Origin of the sequence: Achromobacter animicus (assembly GCF_040775605.1) — a bacterium.
GTDB classification, from domain to species: domain Bacteria; phylum Pseudomonadota; class Gammaproteobacteria; order Burkholderiales; family Burkholderiaceae_B; genus Achromobacter; species Achromobacter animicus.
This window is the reverse complement of the sequence record NZ_JAYGJK010000001.1, coordinates 586,188-603,676: the sequence shown is the minus strand read 5'-3', so window position 1 is coordinate 603,676 and position 17,489 is coordinate 586,188. Positions and strand designations below refer to the sequence as shown.

Sequence of the window (17,489 nt, the reverse complement as noted above, 5' to 3'; positions counted from 1 at the left end):
CGAAGTCATGGCCGTTAATCTGCAGATCCCCTCCGAGTCCGAAATTTTTCCTGTTGCCGGCGTAGAAATCGGCGTCACCGAGGCCGGCATCCGCAAGGCCAACCGGCGCGACCTGACGGTGTTCCGCCTGGCCGAAGGCACCAGCGTGGCGGGCGTCTTCACGCGTAACCGCTTCTGCGCCGCCCCAGTGCAGGTCTGCCAGGCCCACCTGGCCGCCGGCGGCCCGATCAGCGCGCTGGTCATCAACACGGGCAACGCCAACGCCGGCACCGGCGAAGAAGGCCTGAAGAAAGCCAAGGACACGTGCGACGCCCTGGGCAAGCTGCTGGGCGTGCCCGCCGCGCAGATCCTGCCGTTCTCCACCGGCGTCATCCTGGAACCCCTGCCGCTGGACCGCCTGGTCGCCGGCCTGCCCGCCGCCATCGCCGACCTGGCCGCCGACCACTGGTCCAGCGCCGCCCACGGCATCATGACCACCGACACGCTGCCCAAGATTTCGTCCGCCAAGGTGCAGATCGATGGCAAGACGGTCACCTTCACCGGCATCAGCAAGGGCGCGGGCATGATCCGTCCCAACATGGCCACCATGCTCAGCTTCCTGGCCACCGATGCCGGCATTGCCCAGCCGCTCCTGCGCAAGCTGGCCGTGGAAATCGCCGATGCCTCGTTCAACCGCATCACGGTCGACGGCGACACCTCCACCAATGACTCCTTCATCATCGCCGCCACCGGCAAGTCGGGCGTCAACGTCAACAGCGAATCCGACGCCGCCTACGCCGCCGTGCGCGAGGCCCTGACCGCCGCCGCGCTGGAACTGGCCACCAAGATCGTGCGCGACGCCGAAGGCGCCACCAAGTTCATGACGATCCGCGTCGAAGAAGCCGGCAGCACCGAGGAAGCCCTGAAGGTCGCGTATGCCGTGGCGCACTCGCCGCTGGTCAAGACCGCGTTCTTCGCATCCGACCCCAACCTGGGCCGCATCCTGGCCGCGGTCGGCTACGCCGGCATCGACGACCTGGACGTGTCCAACATCCGCCTGTGGCTGGACGACGTGCTGGTTGCCAAGAACGGCGGCCGCAACCCCGACTACCAGGAAGCCGACGGCCAGCGCGTGATGAAGCAGGCCGAGATCTCGGTGCGCATCGCGCTGGGCCGCGGCCAGGTCAGCGACACGGTCTACACCTGCGACTTCTCGCACGAGTACGTGTCGATCAACGCCGACTACCGTTCCTGATCGACCATGACGGCTACCGAGTTCACCACGCTGATCCAGCGCGCCGAACGCGTGCTGGCGCAGCTGGAGGCCTTCCTGCCTCCCGCCCCGCCCGATATCGACTGGACCGCCCACGCGTTCCGCTGGCGCAAGCGCGGCGCGCGCGGCTGGCTGGACGCCGTGCGCCACGTGGCGCGCATCGACATGCAGGACCTGCAGCACATCGAGCGCCAGAAGGCCACCATCGACCGCAACACGCTGCAGTTCCTTGAAAAGAAGCCCGCCAACAACGTGCTCATGACCGGCGCCCGCGGCACCGGCAAAAGCTCGCTGGTCAAAGCCATGCTGGCGGCCTACGGCGACCGTGGCCTGCGCCTCATCGAAGTCGACAAGTCCGACCTCGGCGACCTGGCCGACATCGTCGAACTGGTGGCGGCGCGGCCCGAACGCTTCATCGTGTTCTGCGACGACCTGTCCTTTGAAGAAGGCGAGGCCGGCTACAAGGCGCTCAAATCGGTGCTGGACGGATCGGTGTCGGCCTCGGGCGACAACGTCCTCATCTACGCCACGTCCAACCGGCGCCATCTGATGCCGGAATACATGAGCGAAAACCTGCAGGCGAAGCACCAGCCCGACGGCGAAATCCACCCCGGCGAAACCGTCGAGGAAAAGATCTCGCTGTCCGAGCGCTTCGGTCTGTGGCTGTCGTTCTACCCGTTCAAGCAGGACGACTACCTGGACATCGTGTATCACTGGCTGCGCGAGCTGGGCTGCCCTGAGCAGCACATCGAACCCTCGCGCACCGAGGCGCTGCAATGGACCATCGAGCGCGGCTCGCGTTCGGGCCGCGTGGCCTATCAGTTCGCACGTGACTGGGCGGCCCGCCATGTCTGAAAAGATCGTCGACGTCGCCGCCGGCCTGATCCTGCGCCCGGACGGCAAGCTTCTGCTGGGCCAGCGGCCCGAAGGCAAGCCGTGGTCCGGCTGGTGGGAACTGCCGGGCGGCAAGCTCGAACCCGGCGAGACCGTGCTGCAGGCGCTGGCCCGCGAACTTCAAGAAGAAATCGGCATCCGCGTCACGCAGTCGCGCCCGTGGGTCACGTACGTGCATGCGTACCCGCACACCACGGTGCGCCTGGCCTTCTGCCACGTCACCGGCTGGGAAGGCGAGCCCCAAAGCCTGGAAAATCAGCGGCTCGAATGGGTGGATCCGGCCAATGCGGCCTCGGTGGGCGACCTGCTGCCCGCCACCCTGCCCCCGCTGCGCTGGCTGCAATTGCCCACCACCTACGGCATCAGCGCCATTGGCTCGCGCGCGGGCATCGCGCCGTTCCTCGGCCGCCTGGACGCCGCGCTGGCGCGCGGCGTGAAGCTGGTGCAGTTCCGTGAACCGCAATGGCCGGACGGCGTGGGCGCCAGTTCGCTGCACGAAGTGCTGCAACAGGTCATCAAGCGCTGCCGCGCCGCCGGCGCGCGCGTGCTGGTCAACAGCATCCATCCCGTTGCATGGTGGAAAGAAGCCGACGGCGTGCACCTGCGCACGGCAGACGCGCTGCGCCTGACCGCCCGTCCGGAATTGCCCCGCAATGCGCTGGTCGGCGTCTCCGCGCATGACAACGCCCAGGTCGTCCACGCCCGCGAACTGGGCGCAGACTTCGCCGTGCTGGGCCCCGTGCTGGAAACGCCCAGCCATCCCGGCGCACCGACGCTGGGCTGGGAAGGGTTTGTGGAAGGCAACCGGGATGCCGGCATACCGGTGTTCGCGCTGGGCGGTCAATCCACCCAGACCGTCTCGCAAGCCTTGCGCCACGGCGCGCACGGCATCGCCGGGATCCGCGGCGTGCTCTGACGCGCATCGCACTTCGCCTGGCCGTCCGACGGCCCATGCCCCGCATGGGCCGTTTTGTTTTTGACTCGCGCGGGAAAGCGCGCATAGACCAAACCCCCGCGCCGATGCACCCTACATGCCGAGACCGGCCGCCATCACGCGGACGGGGTTGCATGCGCCTGGCAGACAGACGCATGGCATCGCATCGAGGGAATCCATGTCTGACATCGCATTTGCCACCCTGGCCGATCTGGCGGATGGCCTGGCGCAGGGCCGCTACAGCTCGGTGGAATTGACGCGCCACTTCCTGGACCGCATCGACCGGGCAAATCCCACGCTGGGCGCTTTCATAAGCGTGGACAACGCGGGTGCACTGCGGCTGGCCGAAGCCGCCGACGCGCGGCGGCGCGCGGGCTACGGGCTGCTCAGCCCGCTGGACGGCGTGCCGGTGGCGGTCAAGGATTTGTGCGACATCCAGGGCCACATCACCACGGCGGGGTCCGAGGCCTGGCGCGAACGCCGCAGCGGCGTCACCGCCACCGCAGTCACGCGGCTGCTGGACGCGGGGATGGTGATGCTGGGCAAGACCCATATGGTGGAATTCGCCTTCGGCGGCTGGGGCACGAATCCCGTCATGGGCACGCCGCGCAACCCCTGGGACCTGGAGCGTGCGCGCGTGCCCGGCGGCTCATCCAGCGGATCCGGCGTCGCCGTGGCGGCCGGCCTGACGCCTGCCGCCCTGGGATCGGACACCGGTGGTTCGGTCCGGATTCCGGCCGCCCTGAACGGCATCACGGGCCTGAAGACCACGCGCGGTCTCATCAGCCTGCACGGCGCGGTGGCGTTGTCGACCACGCTGGACACCTTGGGCCCGCTGACCCGCGACGCCCGCGACGCGATGCTGCTGACCGCACTGATGGCCGGCCACGATACCCAGGACCCGTTGACGTTCGGCATCCCCGCGTTCGACTACCGGGAGCCGGCCGGCGGCGCGCAGCCGCTGCGCGGCGTACGCATCGCGTTGATGCCGACGGCACAGCATCCCATCGCCGTGGACGCCGACGCGCTGTCGGCGCTGGACGACGCGCGCCGCGTGCTGGCCGCGCTGGGTGCGGATGTGGCCGAGACGCCCCTGCCCTTCGACTTTCGCGAGATGATGCAGCGCAACGGCCAGATCATCTCGGCCGAAGCCTACGCGCTGCATCGCGGCTACATCGAGGACCCTGCCAAGCCCATCGGCCAGTATGTCCGCGCGCGCGTGCTGTCGGGCAAGGGGATCTCGGCCGCCGACTACATCGCGGCATTGCAGGCGCACGCGCAGGCGCGCCGCGACTGGCTGGACTGGATGCAAGAATTCGACGCCGTGCTCACGCCAGCCGCCCCGTTCGGCGCGCGTCCGCTGACCGAGGTGGACGAAGCGGCCACCCCGCTCGCGGCGTTCACCCGCCCGGGCAATTACATGAACGCAGCCGGGTTGGCGCTGCCCGCGGGCTTCACCAGCGATGGCTTGCCGCTAGGCGTGCAGTTGCTGGGCAAGCCCAACGCGGAAGGCGTGCTGGGCAAGATCGGCATCGCATTCCAGGCGGTCACCGAATGGCACCGCCAGCGGCCGGATCTGAAGGCGGTTGGCTTGTAAGGCCACCGCCTGGCGCAGGGGCGCCGTCCCCGCGCGAGGTTACTGCGCCGGCGTTTGCGCGGCAGGTGTTTGCGCGGCGGACGTCTGCGTCACGGCCGGCCCGGCGCCGTCAGCACGCGCCGTCTCGACCGGCAGTCCTTCCCAACCGCCACCCAGCGCAACGATCAGATTGACGCTGGCCACCAGCCGGTTGCCCAGCAGGCTCAGCGCATTGCGCTCGCTGCTGAGCGCCGTGGCGTCCACCACGGCCACGCTCAGGTAGTCGACCAAGCCCGCCTTGTACTGGTTCTGGATCAGGCGCAGCGATTCGCGCGCCGATTCCAGCGCGCGGCGCTGCACGATCTGCTCCTGCTCCATCACGCGCAGCTGGATCAGGTAGTCCTCGACCTCGCGCAGACCGGTCAACGCCGCCTGGCGATAAGCCGCGGCCTGCGAGTCGTACGATGCGCGGGCCTGCTCGACCTGGGCCTCGCGCGCACCGCCGTCGAAGATCGTCAACGCCAGGGCCGGCCCCAGCGACCAGAAACGGGCGGGCGCCGTCAGCAGTTCCGCGAATTCGCCATTGCGAAAACCGCCGTCGGCCGACAGCGTCAGGCTGGGGAACCACGCGGCCTGCGCCACGCCGATCTGCGCGTTGGCGGCTGCGGCGCGGCGTTCGGCGGCGGCCACGTCGGGACGGCGCTCGAGCAGCTCGGAGGGCAGGCCCACCGGAATCTGCGGCAGCCGCAACGTGAACACCGCGGGCGGCAGGCTGAACTGCGAAGGCGCCTGGCCCATCAGCACCGCGATCGCGTGCTCGTACTGACCGCGCTGCCAATCCAGGTCGATGGACTGCGCGCGGGTGCTTTCAAGCTGCGTGCGCGCGACGGCCACGTCGGCCTGTCCCGCGACGCCGACCTCATAGCGGTTCTGCGTGAGCTGCAATGACTTTTCGTACGCGGCCACGGTGGCGTCGAGCAGGCGCTTCTGTTCGTCCAGCACGCGCAGTTGCAGATAGGTTTGCACCAGCGCGGCCTGCGCGCTCAGGCGGGTCGCGCCCAGGTCGGCCAGGCTGGCGGCGGCGCTGGCTTCAGAGGACTCGACGCTGCGGCGCACCCGGCCCCAGACGTCCAGTTCCCAGCTGACGCTGCCCGTCAGCGAATACTGGTTGGACACGTTGCTGCCGGAACCCGTCGAGGAACCGCTCTGCCCGCCGTTGCCGCCTCGGGTCATGCCCGCCCCCGCGCCCACAGTGGGGTAGAAGCCCGAACGCGCGCCGCGCACCAGACCGAGCGCCTGGCGATAATTCGCCTCGGCCTGCGCGATGGTCTGGTTGGACGTGTTCAGCCGGTCCACCAAGCCATTCAGCGTGGGGTCGTCATAGACCTTCCACCACGCGCCGCGGTCGGCGTCGTCGCGCGGCTGGGCCGGCTTCCAGCCGGGCACCTCGACCTGGCCTTCCTTGTAGGCCGCACCCACGTCCAGCGCCGGGCGCTGATAGTCGGGCCCGACCGCGCAGGCGCCCAGCAGCGCGCAAAGCGCGAGCGTGGCCGCGGCGCGGGCAAGAGTGGCGGAGGAATACGGCTTGGTACGGATCATGTGTGTTCTATGGAAGCGGAATTCCCGCCCCGCGAAGCGCGCCGGCGCGCGGCCCACAGGCGGAAGCGGTCCAGATAAAGATAGACCACGGGCGTGGTGTACAGCGTGAGGATCTGGCTCAGCACCAGGCCGCCCACGATGGTAATGCCAAGCGGCTGGCGCATCTCGACGCCGGCGCCGGTGGCCAACACCAGCGGCAGCGCGCCGAAGATGGCCGCCATCGTCGTCATCATGATCGGGCGGAACCGCGTGAGGCACGCCTGGAAGATGGCGTCTCGCGGCGTCATGCCGTGGTGGCGTTGGGCGTCCAGCGCAAAATCCACCATCATGATCGCGTTCTTCTTGACGATGCCGATCAAGAGGAACACCCCGATCAGCGCAATCAGCGTGAAGTCGTATCGCACCAGCAGCAACGCAAGCAGCGCGCCCAGCCCCGCCGACGGCAGCGTGGACAGGATGGTGAGCGGGTGGATGAAGCTTTCGTACAGAATGCCCAGCACGATGTACATGGTGACCAGCGCGGCCAGGATCAGCCAGGGTTGCTGCGCCAGCGTCTGCTGCAACGCGGCGGCGGTGCCCTGAAAGCCCGCCTGGATCTGGTCAGATGGCAAGCCCAGGCGCGCCACGGCATTGTCGATCGCGGTGGTCGCCTGCCCCAGCGACACGCCGGGCGCCAGGCTGAACGAGATGGTGTCGGCCACGAACAGGCCCTGGTGACTCACGCTGAGCGGCGCGTTCGCGTTTTCAAGCTTGGTGAACGCCGACAGCGGCACGCGGGCGCCGTCCGCGGTGATGACCTCGACCTGGCGCAGCGATTCGATGTCCTGCGCGAACTTCGGGTCCACGCCCAGCACCACGTGATACTGGTTGAGCGGCCCGTACATGACCGACACCTGGCGCTGGCTGAACGAGTTGTTCAGCACCGTGGAAATGGTGGCCATACTGATGCCCAACCGCGTCGCGGCTTCGCGGTCGATGACCAGGTTGATCTCGCGGCCGCGGTCCTCGACGTCGGCGTCCACATCGGTGATCTCCGGAATCTTGGCCATCGCCTGCTGCACCTTGGGCATCCAGGTGCGCAGCAGTTGCAGATCGCCCGACATCAGCGTGTAGTCGTACGAACCCTGGCTTTGGCGGCCACCAATGCGGATGTCCTGCTGCGACACGAGAAACAGGCGCGCGCCGGGCATGTTCTGCAGCTTGGCGCGCAGGCGATTGATGACGACGTCGGCCGAAACCTTGCGCTCACCCAGCGGCTTGAGCTGGATCTGCATGAAGCTGCTGTTGCTGCCGCCGCGCCCGCCCGCGTATCCGGTCATGCTTTGCACGGCCGGATCGTCCAGCACCACCTTGCGCAGCGCTTCAAGCTTGGGCAGCGTGGCCTGGAACGATGTGCCCTGGTCGACACGGAAAAAGCCCAGCAGCTGACCCGTGTCCTGCTGCGGGAAAAAGCCCTTGGGCACCACGGTGTACAGATAGACGTTCAGGCCCACGGCGATCGCCAGCGTCAGCATCATCAGGCGGCCGTGCGCCAGCGCCCAGCCCAGCGAGCGGCGATAGCCGTCCTGCATGGACTGAAAGCCGCGCTCGGTCCAGCGCGCCAGCCGGCCCGGCGGCTTGGGATCCTTGGGTTCGGGCCGCAGCAGGCGCGCGCACATCATGGGCGTGAGCGTCAACGACACCACCAGCGACACCAGGATGGCGGCGGACAAGGTGACGGCAAACTCGCGGAACAGACGCCCCACCACCCCGCCCATCAGCAGGATGGGAATGAACACCGCCACCAGCGACAGGCTCATCGACAGCACCGTGAAACCGACCTCGCGCGAGCCGCGCAAGGCGGCGCGCATCGGCGACATCCCGTTCTCGACGTGGCGCATGATGTTTTCAAGCACCACGATCGCGTCGTCCACCACGAACCCCGTGGCGACGATCAGCGCCATCAGCGAGATCGTGTTCAGCGTGTAGCCGCACAGGTACATGATGCAGAACGTGCCGATCAGCGACACCGGCACCGCGACGCTGGGAATGATGGCCGCGCGCCAGCGCCGCAGGAACAGCAGCACCACCAGCACCACCAGCCCGACGGCGATGATGAGCGTCAGCTCGGCCTCGTGCAGCGACGCGCGGATGCTGGGTGTGCGGTCCTGCGCGACCGTCATGTTGACGTCGGCGGGCATCAGCGCCTGCAGCACGGGCAACTGCGCGCGCACGGCGTCCACGGCTTCGATGATGTTGGCGTCGGCCTGCCGCCGCACGACCATCAGAATGGCGTTGCGGTCGTTGAAGAAGCCGGTCTGATACAGGTCTTCGACCGAGTCTTCCACCTTGGCCACATCGGACACGCGCACCGGCCGGCCGTCGCGCCAGGCGACGATCAGCGGCCGGTACTCCTCGGCACGGCTGAGCTGGTCGCTGACCATGATCTGCCAGTGGTAGCGATCGTTTTCAAGCACGCCCTTGGGGCGGTTGGCATTGGCGTTGGCCAGCGTGGCGCGCAGTTCGTCCAGCGACACGCCCTGGTTGGCCAGCGCCCCAGGCAGCACCGTCACGCGCACCGCCGGCAGCGAGCTGCCGCCCACCGTGACCTCGCCCACCCCGTCCACCTGCGACAGCTTCTGCGCCACGATGGTGGAGGCCAGGTCGTACAGCTGGCCCTGGCTGAGCGTGTCGGAGGTCAGCGCCAGCGTCAGGATCGGCGCGTCCGACGGATTGGACTTGTTATAGGTGGGATTGCTGCGCAGGCCGGTCGGCAAAAGCGAACGCGCCGCGTTGATCGCGGCCTGCACGTCGCGCGCCGCGCCGTTGATGTCGCGCGACAGGTCGAACTGCAGCGTGATGCGCGTGGAGCCCTGCGAGCTGCGCGAGGTCATTTCCGTGACGCCCGCAATGCTGCCCAGCGAACGTTCCAGCGGCGTGGCGACGCTGGAGGCCATGGTCTCGGGACTGGCGCCCGGCAGGCTGGCCGACACGGAAATAGTGGGGATGTCCACCTGCGGCAGCGGCGCCACGGGCAACAGAAAGAACGCAAGCATGCCGGCCATTACGACCGCCAGGCTCAGCAGCGTGGTCGCCACCGGCCGGACGATAAAGGGGGCCGACAGGATCATCGCGCGTCTCCGGCGGACGGCGCACCCGCGCCGCGCCAACGGCGGGACATGCGATCGAACATCAGGTAGATGACCGGCGTGGTGAACAGCGTCAGCACCTGCGACAACAGCAGGCCGCCGACCATCACCAGGCCCAGCGGCTGGCGCAGTTCAGCGCCGGTGCCGGTGGACAGCATCAGCGGCAAGGCGCCGAACAGCGCGGCCAGCGTGGTCATCAGGATGGGCCGGAAGCGCAGCAGCGCGGCCTTGTGGATGGCCTCGCGCGGCGCGAGTCCCCGCTTGCGTTCGGCGTCCAGCGCGAAGTCGATCATCATGATCGCGTTCTTCTTGACGATGCCGATCAGCAGGATGATCCCGATGATGCCGATCATGTCCAGTTCCGTGCCGCTGATCAGCAGCGCCAGCAACGCCCCCACGCCCGCGGACGGCAGCGTGGACAGGATGGTGATGGGGTGGATGTAGCTTTCATAGAGCACGCCCAGCACGATGTACATCGTGACCACGGCCGCCAGAATCAGCCACAGCGTGCTGGACAGCGAATTCTGGAACGCCAGCGCCGCGCCCTGGAAGCGCGTTTCGACACTGGACGGCATGCCGATTTCGGCTTCGGCCGCTTTGATGTTTTCCACAGCGTCGGACAACGAGGCGCCGGGCGCCAGGTTGAACGACACGGTCACCATGGGGAACTGATCGAGCCGGTTCACGGCCAGCACCGTCCGGCCTTCGCTGATGTGCGCGACCGACGACAGCGGCACCTGCGCGCCCGTGGACGTGGGCACGTGGATCTGCCCCAGCGCGCTGGGCGACATCTGGAACTGCGGCAGGACTTCCAGCACCACACGGTACTGATTGGACTGCGTGAAGATCGTGGAGATCAGCCGCTGGCCGAAGGCGTTGTACAGCGTCTCGTCGATGACGGCGGCGGTGATGCCCAGCCGCGAGGCCGCGTCGCGGTCGATCTCCACCCACGTCTGCAGGCCGTCGTCCTGCAGGTCGTCGGCCACGTCCATCAGGCCCGGCACGGCGCGCAGACGCTCGACCAGCTTGGGCGTCCATTCGCTCAGCACCTTCAGGTCGGGGTTGGACAGCGTCATCTGGTACTGCGTGCGGCTGACGCGGTCTTCGATGGTCAGGTCCTGCACCGGCTGCATATAGACGGTCAGGCCGTCCTGCTTGTTCAGGCTTTCCTGCAGGCGGGCCATGACGGTGCGCAGATCGCCATTGCGCTCGGCCTGGGGCTTGAGCGAAATCTGCATGCGGCCGGCGCTGAGCGTGGCGTTGCTGCCGTCCACCCCGATGAAGGACGACACGGCCTGCACGTCGGGATCTTCCAGCACCAAGCGGGCCGCCGCCTGCTGGCGCTGGGACATGGCGGTGAACGAAATGGACTGCGGCGCCTGCGTGATGGCCTGGATGAGGCCGGTGTCCTGCTGCGGGAAGAAGCCTTTGGGCACCACCAGGTAAAGCAGCACGGTCAGCGCAAAGGTGGCCACCGCAACGATCAGCGTCAGCGTCTGATGGCGCAGCACGACCTGCAGCATGCGGTCATATCCGGCGATGATGCGATCGATGAAGGCGCCCGTGGCCTGATGAAAACGCCCGTGCTTCGTTTCGGATTCGGCGCGCAGCAGGCGCGCGCACATCATCGGAGTCAGCGTCAGCGACACCACCAGCGAAATCAGGATGGCCACCGCCAGCGTGATCGCAAATTCGCGGAACAGCCGGCCCACGACCTCCGTCATGAACAGCAGCGGAATCAGCACGGCGATCAGCGAGAGGGTCAGCGAGATCAGCGTGAAGCCGATCTGCGACGCGCCTTTCAGCGCGGCCTGCATCGGCTTTTCGCCTTCTTCGATGTGGCGGGCGATGTTCTCGATCATGACGATGGCGTCGTCCACCACGAAGCCGGTCGCGATGGTCAGCGCCATCAGCGTCAGGTTGTTGATCGAGAACCCGGACAAATACATGATCCCGAACGTGCCTACCAGCGACAGCGGCACGACGACGCTGGGAATCAGCGTGGCCGTCAGGCTGCGCAGGAAGATGAACGTGACCATGACCACCAGCCCGACGGCCAGCAGCATTTCAAACTGCACGTCGGCGACCGAGTCGCGGATGGTCTGCGTGCGGTCCGACACCACCGTCACGTCCAGCGTGGCGGGCAGCGCGGCGCGCAACTGCGGCATCAGCGCCTGGATACGGTCGACCACGTCGATCACGTTGGCGCCGGGCTGGCGCTGGATGTTCAGCAGGATGGCGGGTTTGTCCCCGGCCCACGCGGCCTGGCGGGTGTCTTCGGCGCCTTCAACCGCGCGCGCCACGTCGGCCAGCCGCAGCGGCGCACCGTTCTTGTACGCGATGATCAGGCTGTTGTAGTCGGTGGGCGACTTGAGCTGGTCATTGGCGTTGATGGTGGTGGAGCGCTGCGGACCGTCCAGGTTGCCCTTGGGCTGGTTGACGTTGGCGCCGACGATGGCGGTGCGCAGGTCGGCCAGCGACAGGCCATTCGCTGCCAGCGCCTGCGGATTCACCTGAACCCGCACGGCCGGGCGCTGCCCGCCCGCCACGCTGACCAGACCCACGCCCGGGATCTGCGACAGCCGCTGCGCCACGCGCGTATCGACCAGGTCGCGCACCTGCGGCAGCGGCATGGTGGGCGACGTGATCGCCAGCGTCAGCACCGCCGCGTCGGCCGGATTGACCTTGTTGTAGGTGGGCGGCACCGGCAGGTCTGACGGCAGCAGGTTCGACGCGGCGTTGATGGCCGCCTGCACCTGCTGTTCGGCCACGTCCAGCGGCAGCGTGAGGTTGAATTGCAGGGTGATGACCGAGGCGCCGCCCGAACTGGTGGACGACATCTGGTTCAGGCCGGGCATCTGGCCGAATTGCCGTTCCAGGGGTGACGTGACCAGCGACGTCATGACGTCGGGACTGGCGCCGGGATACAGCGTCACGACCTGAATCGTTGGATAGTCGACTTCGGGCAGCGCCGAAACGGGCAGGAAACGGTAGGCGATGAGGCCCGCGATCAGGATGGCCACCATCGACAGGGTGGTGGCCACGGGGCGCAGAATGAAAAGGCGCGACGGGCTCACGGCGTTCTCGGCTTACTTGGACGCGGGCGTGGTGCCGGCCGGCGCCCCCGCGCCCAGCGTCTTGTCGCGGGTGGCGGGAATGACTTCGGCGCCGCCCAGGATTTCCACCTTGGCGCCAGCGCGCAGGCGGTCGGTGCCTTCGGTGACGACGCGGTCACCCGGCTTCAAGCCTTCGTTCACGGCGACCATGCCGCTGTTGATGGCGCCCAGCTTGACCGGGCGCACCGCGATCGTGTTGTCGTCCTGCACCAGGAAGACGAACGCGCCGGCCGACCCCTGCTGGACCGCCGCCGTCGGAATGGCGGTCACGTCCTTGCGGGTCAGGACGTGCAGGCGCACGTTGACGAACTGGTTGGGGAAAAGCGCATCGTCGGCGTTGTCGAAGCGGGCCTTGAGCTTGAGCGTGCCGGTGGTCACGTCGATCTGGTTGTCCAGCGTTTCGAGCGTGCCGGTCGCGATGCGGCGGGTGTCGGCGCGGTCGTAGGCGTCGACCGTCAACGTCTTGCCGGCGGCGATTTCCGCGCGCACTTCGGGCAACTGCGTCTCAGGCAGGGTGAAGACGACGGAAATCGGCTGAGTCTGGGTGATGACGACCAGACCGTTGGTGTCCGCGCTGGACACGAGATTGCCGCGGTCCACCTGGCGCAGACCCAGACGGCCGCTGATCGGCGCGGTGATGCGCGCGTAATCGAGTTGCAGCTTGGCGTTGTCGACATTGGCCTGATCGCTCTTGACCGTGCCTTCGTACTGGCGCACCAGCGCGGCCTGCGTGTCGACCTGTTGGCGGGCAATGGAATCCTGCTTGAAGAGGGCCTGGTAGCGCTGCAGGTCGCGGCGGGCGTTTTCCAGCTGGGCCAGGTTCTGCATCTGCGTGCCGCGCGCCTGGTCCAAGGCCACCTGGAACGCACGCGGGTCCACCTGCGCGAGCAGGTCGCCGGCCTTGACCTGCTGCCCTTCCTGGAAGGCGACGTCGACGAGTTCGCCGCTGACGCGGCTTCGGACGGTGACGGTGTTGTAGGCGGTGACGGTGCCCAGCGAGCGCAGGAAGATGTCGATGTCCTGCTGGGCGGCGGTGGCGATCCGCACCGGCACCGGCAGGTTGGCCATGGCCGCCATGGGAGGCCGGCCGCCGGCACGTCCGCCGGGACCACCCTGCTTGGCCGAGGGCCGGAGCACCAACCACGCGATCGCCGCCACAACGAGGAGCAGCAAAACCAGGCCGACCACGCGGCGACGGCTCCAGCGGGAGGGTGGGGATACAGGACGGCTATCGGACATGGAAACGGTTCCGGCACACTCGGAAGGAAAGCCGTATTGTCTACTAGACCGTCCCGATTTCGGCCCTGATGGCCGTCATGCTGAAACTACCCGCAACAGGAATCCGGGCAGCGAAACCCTGCGTAACTTCAGCCTAAGAGCTACAGAGGGTCATCTGGAATGACACATCACGGGCCACCTGCTGGGGTTTGAACTCCCCGTCCTGGGTGGAAAAACGTATCCAGATCATGTACTTATTGGCGCTGATCTCGGGGAAGACGCCGTGGGTGGGGTCCACCCAGACGCGCAACAGCTGGAACTGCTTGCCGCCCAGCATCTGCTGATAGGCGCCCTGCTCGGCCACGATGTCTGTTTTGCGTCCGGACTCGCGCAACAGGCGCAGCGCCAGGGTCAGGCCATCGTAAAGGGGAATGAAGGGGGACACCCACGCCTGCAGGTCCGCGCAGCGCGCGGCTTCGGGCTTGTTCTGCCAGGCATAGTACGAAGGCATGTCGACCTGCGTGGCGCTGCCGGGCACCGACAGACGTCCGCGCAGGCTGGTCAGCCATTCGTTCTCGCGCAGCGACTGGCCGGTCTTGCCAGGGGCAGCCAGGGCACTGGCCACCTTTTCCATTTCGCGCAGCATGCCTTCCAGCGCGTCCTGCGCCACGCCGGGATGGTCGCGCAGCCCGACCAGCGCCAAGCGCTGGCGTTCGAGGTCTTGCAGGACCGCGCCTTTCACGTCGGTGCGTTCGCACGCGTCGAGCAGATCGAAAAGGGAGGTGACGGCAACCTGATGCTGGCGTGAGTCACCCTCGCGAGCAAAGAAGAAGAGCCTGTCGAACAGGTATTCCAGCCGCAGATAAGCACGGATGCGCTCGTTGAAGGGATATTCGTAAACGATCACGCTTTTTTACAGGCCCTATCAAGTGGTTGGCCGGCGGGCCAAGAATTTTCAGGGGTGCCGGCAGCCGCTGGCTTACCGGCCCGTGGTGGTCGCCAGCGCCAGCCAGCGGTCATGCAGGGTCAACGCCCGCGCGCGCAACTGTTCCGGTGTTGTCGTTGCGTCGTTGAGTATGACGTCGTCCGCGACCTCCAACCGGCGTGCCCGCGCAGCCTGTGCCGCCATGATACGCCTGATGTCCTGCTCCGTCAGCCCGCTGCGCTGCTGCACGCGAGCGACCTGCGTTTCGGGATCGCAATCGACCACGCAGATACGATCCACGCGGTCACGCCAACGGTCCAGGGACTCAACCAATAGCGGCACCACAAAGACCAGATACGATCCGCGCGCGGCCGCCGCTTGCCGCTGCGTTTCGCGGCCGATGGCCGGATGCAGCACGGCCTCCAGCCGCCGCCGCACCTGCGGATCGGCGAACGCCTGCGTGCGCATCCACGCGCGGTCCAGCGCGCCGTCGGGCGTCAGCGCCTGCGGTCCGAATTCGTGTTCGATCGCGGGCATGGCAGCGCCGCCGGCGGCGGTGAGCGATCGCGCGATCTCGTCGGTGTCGACCAACGCCGCGCCCCACTCCGCCAGCATGTCCGCCACGCGGGACTTGCCCGAGCCGATGCCGCCCGTCAGACCAATGTTGAACATGCTGCCTTTCCTTTGTCTCTTGCTTAGTGCCGTTGCATGGCCGTCGATACCGGCGGCCCTCGGCTGGCCGATCATCGTGACCGGCCGTCCTGACTGGTCGTCCTGACTGGCCGTCCTGACTGGCCGTCCCTAGTTCATGAACTGCCACATGCCTTGTTCGCCGCCCAGCAGCAGCATGACCAGGCCGGCCAGCGCCAGGTACGGCCCGAAGGGCAAGGGCTGGCCGCGGCTGGCGCGGCCGGTGAGCGTCAGCGTTCCGCCGATCAGCACGCCCACCAGCGACGCACTGAGCAGCAACATCGGCAAGGCCTCGACACCAAACCACGCGCCCAGCGCGGCCAGCAGCTTGAAGTCGCCTTGCCCCATGCCTTCGCGCCCGGTCAACAGGCGGAACACATGAAAGATAACCCACAGGAAGAGATACCCGGCTGCCGCGCCGACCACCGCCGTCTGCACGCTGGTGAACGCATCAAACAGGTTCACCAGCAGGCCCGCCCACACCAGCGGCTGCGTCAGAACGTCGGGCAGCAACGTCGTTTCGAAGTCGATCCATGCCAGCGCCACCAGCATGGCCGACAAGCCCATGGCCGCCAACGCGATCGGCGTTGCGCCAAAGCGCAGCGCGCAGGCGGCGAACAGCGCGCAGGTCAGGAGTTCAATGACGGGATAGCGCCAGCCGATGGGCGCGTGGCACGCCGCGCACCGGCCGCGCAGCAGCAGCCAGCCGAGCACGGGAATCCGGGCCATTCTTTCGATGGGCGCCTCGCAGGCCGGGCATTGCGAAGCCGGCGACAGCAGGCCATAGTGTCCGGCGGGCCGCGGCTCGCCGGCGGCGTCCAGGCACTGCGCCTGCCATTCGCGCTCCATCATGCGCGGCAGCCGATGGGTCAGCACCGTCAGCCAGTTGCCCACGAACAGGCCCGCCAGCGCCGCCACGCCGATGAAGACGCCAAAGGGTAGATCAAAGACGTGCCACATCGGCGTCATCGCCCCTTGCGGTCCGGACGCGCCTGCCCATCCGACAAACCGGCGATGGCGCAAGGAATGAGGAGCCGCGCGCGGCCGTGTCGTAATTTGTGCATAAAGTGCCGGGATGCCCGGGAACGGCTAAGGGGAACGTATCGAATCTTCGCATAAGTGCGTAAAATCGGAGACAGACTTAATTCACGGATAAGCTGCCATGGCCGCGCGCGTAGAAATCGTTTCCCGCTCCCGCAAACTCAGCGTCATGGGGCTGCTGCTAGCGGGCACCGTGATCGCCGCAACCGGCTGCGCCAAGCAGAAAGCTGAAGGCTATTACGACCTGCCGGCCGAAAGCACCGTGACCGACGCCCAGTACCAAGGTTCCGGCGCCGGCTACCGCACCGTCATCCGCGCCCCGTCGCAAGTGCAGATCGAGCTCAAGCCCGACGCGCGCCGTCAACAGAACCAGAATCAGCAGGCGGTTGCTGCCGGCCAGACCACCGAAGACGGCCAGTCCGTGCCCGAAGGCGCAGAAAGCGGTGCCGGTGGCTCCGGCGGCGCCGGCGGCTCGGCGCCCGCCCCCGTGGCCCCTGCCCCTGCGGCCAACGGCATCACCCACAGCCTCGTTCCGCAGCCGCAAACCTACATGGGCACGCTGCCGTGTTTTTCGCCCGCCATGCAGTGCACGGCCCAGCGCGTGACGCTGACGCTGGCACCCAATGGCCGCTGGCGCGGCCGCACCGCCTACCTGGACAACGATCCCAAGAAGGGCCCGCCTGTTTCCGAGCAAGGCTGCTGGGACGCCACCGAAGAACGCCCGCCGCGCGTCATCCTGATGGACGGCCAAGGCAATGTCCGCGTGGAATTCGTGGTCGCGGCCAACAACGTGCTGCGCGTGCGCTCCATTGGCGGCCAGACCCCCAACCTGAACTACAACCTGACCCGCCAGCCGGATCTGGACCCGATCGACGAACTGGCCAGCGCCGCAGCGCCCAAGTGCCCTTGATCGAAGGGATGTCCGCCCACGGTGCGTGAGCGCCGCAGGGCGAACACCGCAGCACCCCATCCGGGCCTGACGAACACCTTGTTCGTCAGGCCCGAATTCTTTTGCCGGCAGCCATTGGGCCCGGTGAAACGACAAGCGCGGCAGAATACGGCGGCCCCCACGGCTGCACGCTATGGCGGAGGGTTTTGGATGCGAAGCACGGCTTG

The 17,489-nt window shown here is 67.5% G+C and carries 11 protein-coding genes and 1 pseudogene; 5 read left to right on the top strand and 7 right to left on the bottom strand.

Annotated features, from left to right (window positions below; all coding sequences use genetic code 11):
* Nucleotides 1-7 precede the first annotated feature (7 nt).
* The 4 genes from argJ (at nt 8) to AB3147_RS02625 (ending at nt 4,677) form a co-directional block, all read left to right on the top strand.
* Entirely contained in the window at nt 8-1,234 is a 1,227-nt protein-coding gene (gene argJ / locus AB3147_RS02640) for a bifunctional glutamate N-acetyltransferase/amino-acid acetyltransferase ArgJ (protein WP_279975147.1), read from the top strand.
* A gap of 6 nt (nt 1,235-1,240) precedes the next feature.
* Entirely contained in the window at nt 1,241-2,107 is an 867-nt protein-coding gene (locus AB3147_RS02635; RefSeq protein ID WP_175186021.1) for an ATP-binding protein, read from the top strand.
* Nucleotides 2,100-3,062: a Nudix family hydrolase gene (locus AB3147_RS02630; protein ID WP_175125951.1), complete on the top strand. Its 963-nt coding sequence runs from the start codon at nt 2,100-2,102 to the stop codon at nt 3,060-3,062. The genes AB3147_RS02635 and AB3147_RS02630 overlap by 8 nt, the downstream gene beginning before the upstream one ends.
* Before the next feature lie 196 nt (nt 3,063-3,258).
* Nucleotides 3,259-4,677: an amidase gene (locus AB3147_RS02625; RefSeq protein WP_367351381.1), complete on the top strand. Its 1,419-nt coding sequence runs from the start codon at nt 3,259-3,261 to the stop codon at nt 4,675-4,677.
* 39 nt (nt 4,678-4,716) lie between these two features.
* On the opposite strand, the gene AB3147_RS02620 is transcribed toward AB3147_RS02625, so the two are convergent.
* The 7 genes and pseudogenes from AB3147_RS02620 to AB3147_RS02590 all read right to left on the bottom strand — a co-directional run bounded on the left by AB3147_RS02620 (nt 4,717) and on the right by AB3147_RS02590 (nt 16,292).
* Nucleotides 4,717-6,255, bottom strand: a complete 1,539-nt coding sequence (locus AB3147_RS02620) for an efflux transporter outer membrane subunit (protein WP_367351380.1) — start codon at nt 6,253-6,255, stop codon at nt 4,717-4,719.
* Complete coding sequence (locus AB3147_RS02615) at nt 6,252-9,365, bottom strand: multidrug efflux RND transporter permease subunit (RefSeq protein ID WP_218342218.1); 3,114 nt, start codon at nt 9,363-9,365, stop codon at nt 6,252-6,254. The genes AB3147_RS02620 and AB3147_RS02615 overlap by 4 nt, the downstream gene beginning before the upstream one ends.
* The gene (locus tag AB3147_RS02610; RefSeq protein ID WP_367351379.1) at nt 9,362-12,460 is read right to left on the bottom strand and encodes an MdtB/MuxB family multidrug efflux RND transporter permease subunit; all 3,099 of its coding nucleotides are present in this window, start codon (nt 12,458-12,460) and stop codon (nt 9,362-9,364) included. Before AB3147_RS02610 ends, AB3147_RS02615 begins: the two co-directional genes overlap by 4 nt.
* Before the next feature lie 12 nt (nt 12,461-12,472).
* Nucleotides 12,473-13,738: an MdtA/MuxA family multidrug efflux RND transporter periplasmic adaptor subunit gene (locus AB3147_RS02605; RefSeq protein WP_367351378.1), complete on the bottom strand. Its 1,266-nt coding sequence runs from the start codon at nt 13,736-13,738 to the stop codon at nt 12,473-12,475.
* Nucleotides 13,739-13,871: 133 nt separating this feature from the next.
* Complete coding sequence (gene zapD, locus AB3147_RS02600) at nt 13,872-14,624, bottom strand: cell division protein ZapD (protein WP_175125956.1); 753 nt, start codon at nt 14,622-14,624, stop codon at nt 13,872-13,874.
* Nucleotides 14,621-15,314 (bottom strand): annotated as a pseudogene (coaE, locus tag AB3147_RS02595) (dephospho-CoA kinase). Before coaE ends, zapD begins: the two are co-directional and overlap by 4 nt.
* A 129-nt stretch (nt 15,315-15,443) precedes the next feature.
* A complete protein-coding gene (locus AB3147_RS02590) occupies nt 15,444-16,292 on the bottom strand; it encodes a prepilin peptidase (RefSeq protein WP_367353513.1) in 849 nt (282 codons plus the stop codon).
* Nucleotides 16,293-16,494: 202 nt separating this feature from the next.
* On the opposite strand from AB3147_RS02590, the gene AB3147_RS02585 reads away from it, so the two are divergent.
* The gene (locus AB3147_RS02585) at nt 16,495-17,283 is read left to right on the top strand and encodes a copper resistance protein NlpE N-terminal domain-containing protein (RefSeq protein ID WP_175139033.1); all 789 of its coding nucleotides are present in this window, start codon (nt 16,495-16,497) and stop codon (nt 17,281-17,283) included.
* Nucleotides 17,284-17,489: the final 206 nt, after the last annotated feature.

Excerpts from the sequence above, each read along its gene's own strand:
- AB3147_RS02635 (WP_175186021.1), top strand. The coding sequence starts at position 1,241 with ATGACGGCTACCGAGTTCACCACGCTGATCCAGCGCGCCGAACGCGTG.
- argJ (WP_279975147.1), top strand. The coding sequence starts at position 8 with ATGGCCGTTAATCTGCAGATCCCCTCCGAGTCCGAAATTTTTCCTGTT.
- AB3147_RS02630 (WP_175125951.1), top strand. The coding sequence starts at position 2,100 with ATGTCTGAAAAGATCGTCGACGTCGCCGCCGGCCTGATCCTGCGCCCG.
- AB3147_RS02620 (WP_367351380.1), bottom strand. The coding sequence starts at position 6,255 with ATGATCCGTACCAAGCCGTATTCCTCCGCCACTCTTGCCCGCGCCGCG.
- AB3147_RS02585 (WP_175139033.1), top strand. The coding sequence starts at position 16,495 with ATGGCCGCGCGCGTAGAAATCGTTTCCCGCTCCCGCAAACTCAGCGTC.
- AB3147_RS02605 (WP_367351378.1), bottom strand. The coding sequence starts at position 13,738 with ATGTCCGATAGCCGTCCTGTATCCCCACCCTCCCGCTGGAGCCGTCGC.
- AB3147_RS02625 (WP_367351381.1), top strand. The coding sequence starts at position 3,259 with ATGTCTGACATCGCATTTGCCACCCTGGCCGATCTGGCGGATGGCCTG.
- AB3147_RS02590 (WP_367353513.1), bottom strand. The coding sequence starts at position 16,292 with ATGTGGCACGTCTTTGATCTACCCTTTGGCGTCTTCATCGGCGTGGCG.
- AB3147_RS02615 (WP_218342218.1), bottom strand. The coding sequence starts at position 9,365 with ATGATCCTGTCGGCCCCCTTTATCGTCCGGCCGGTGGCGACCACGCTG.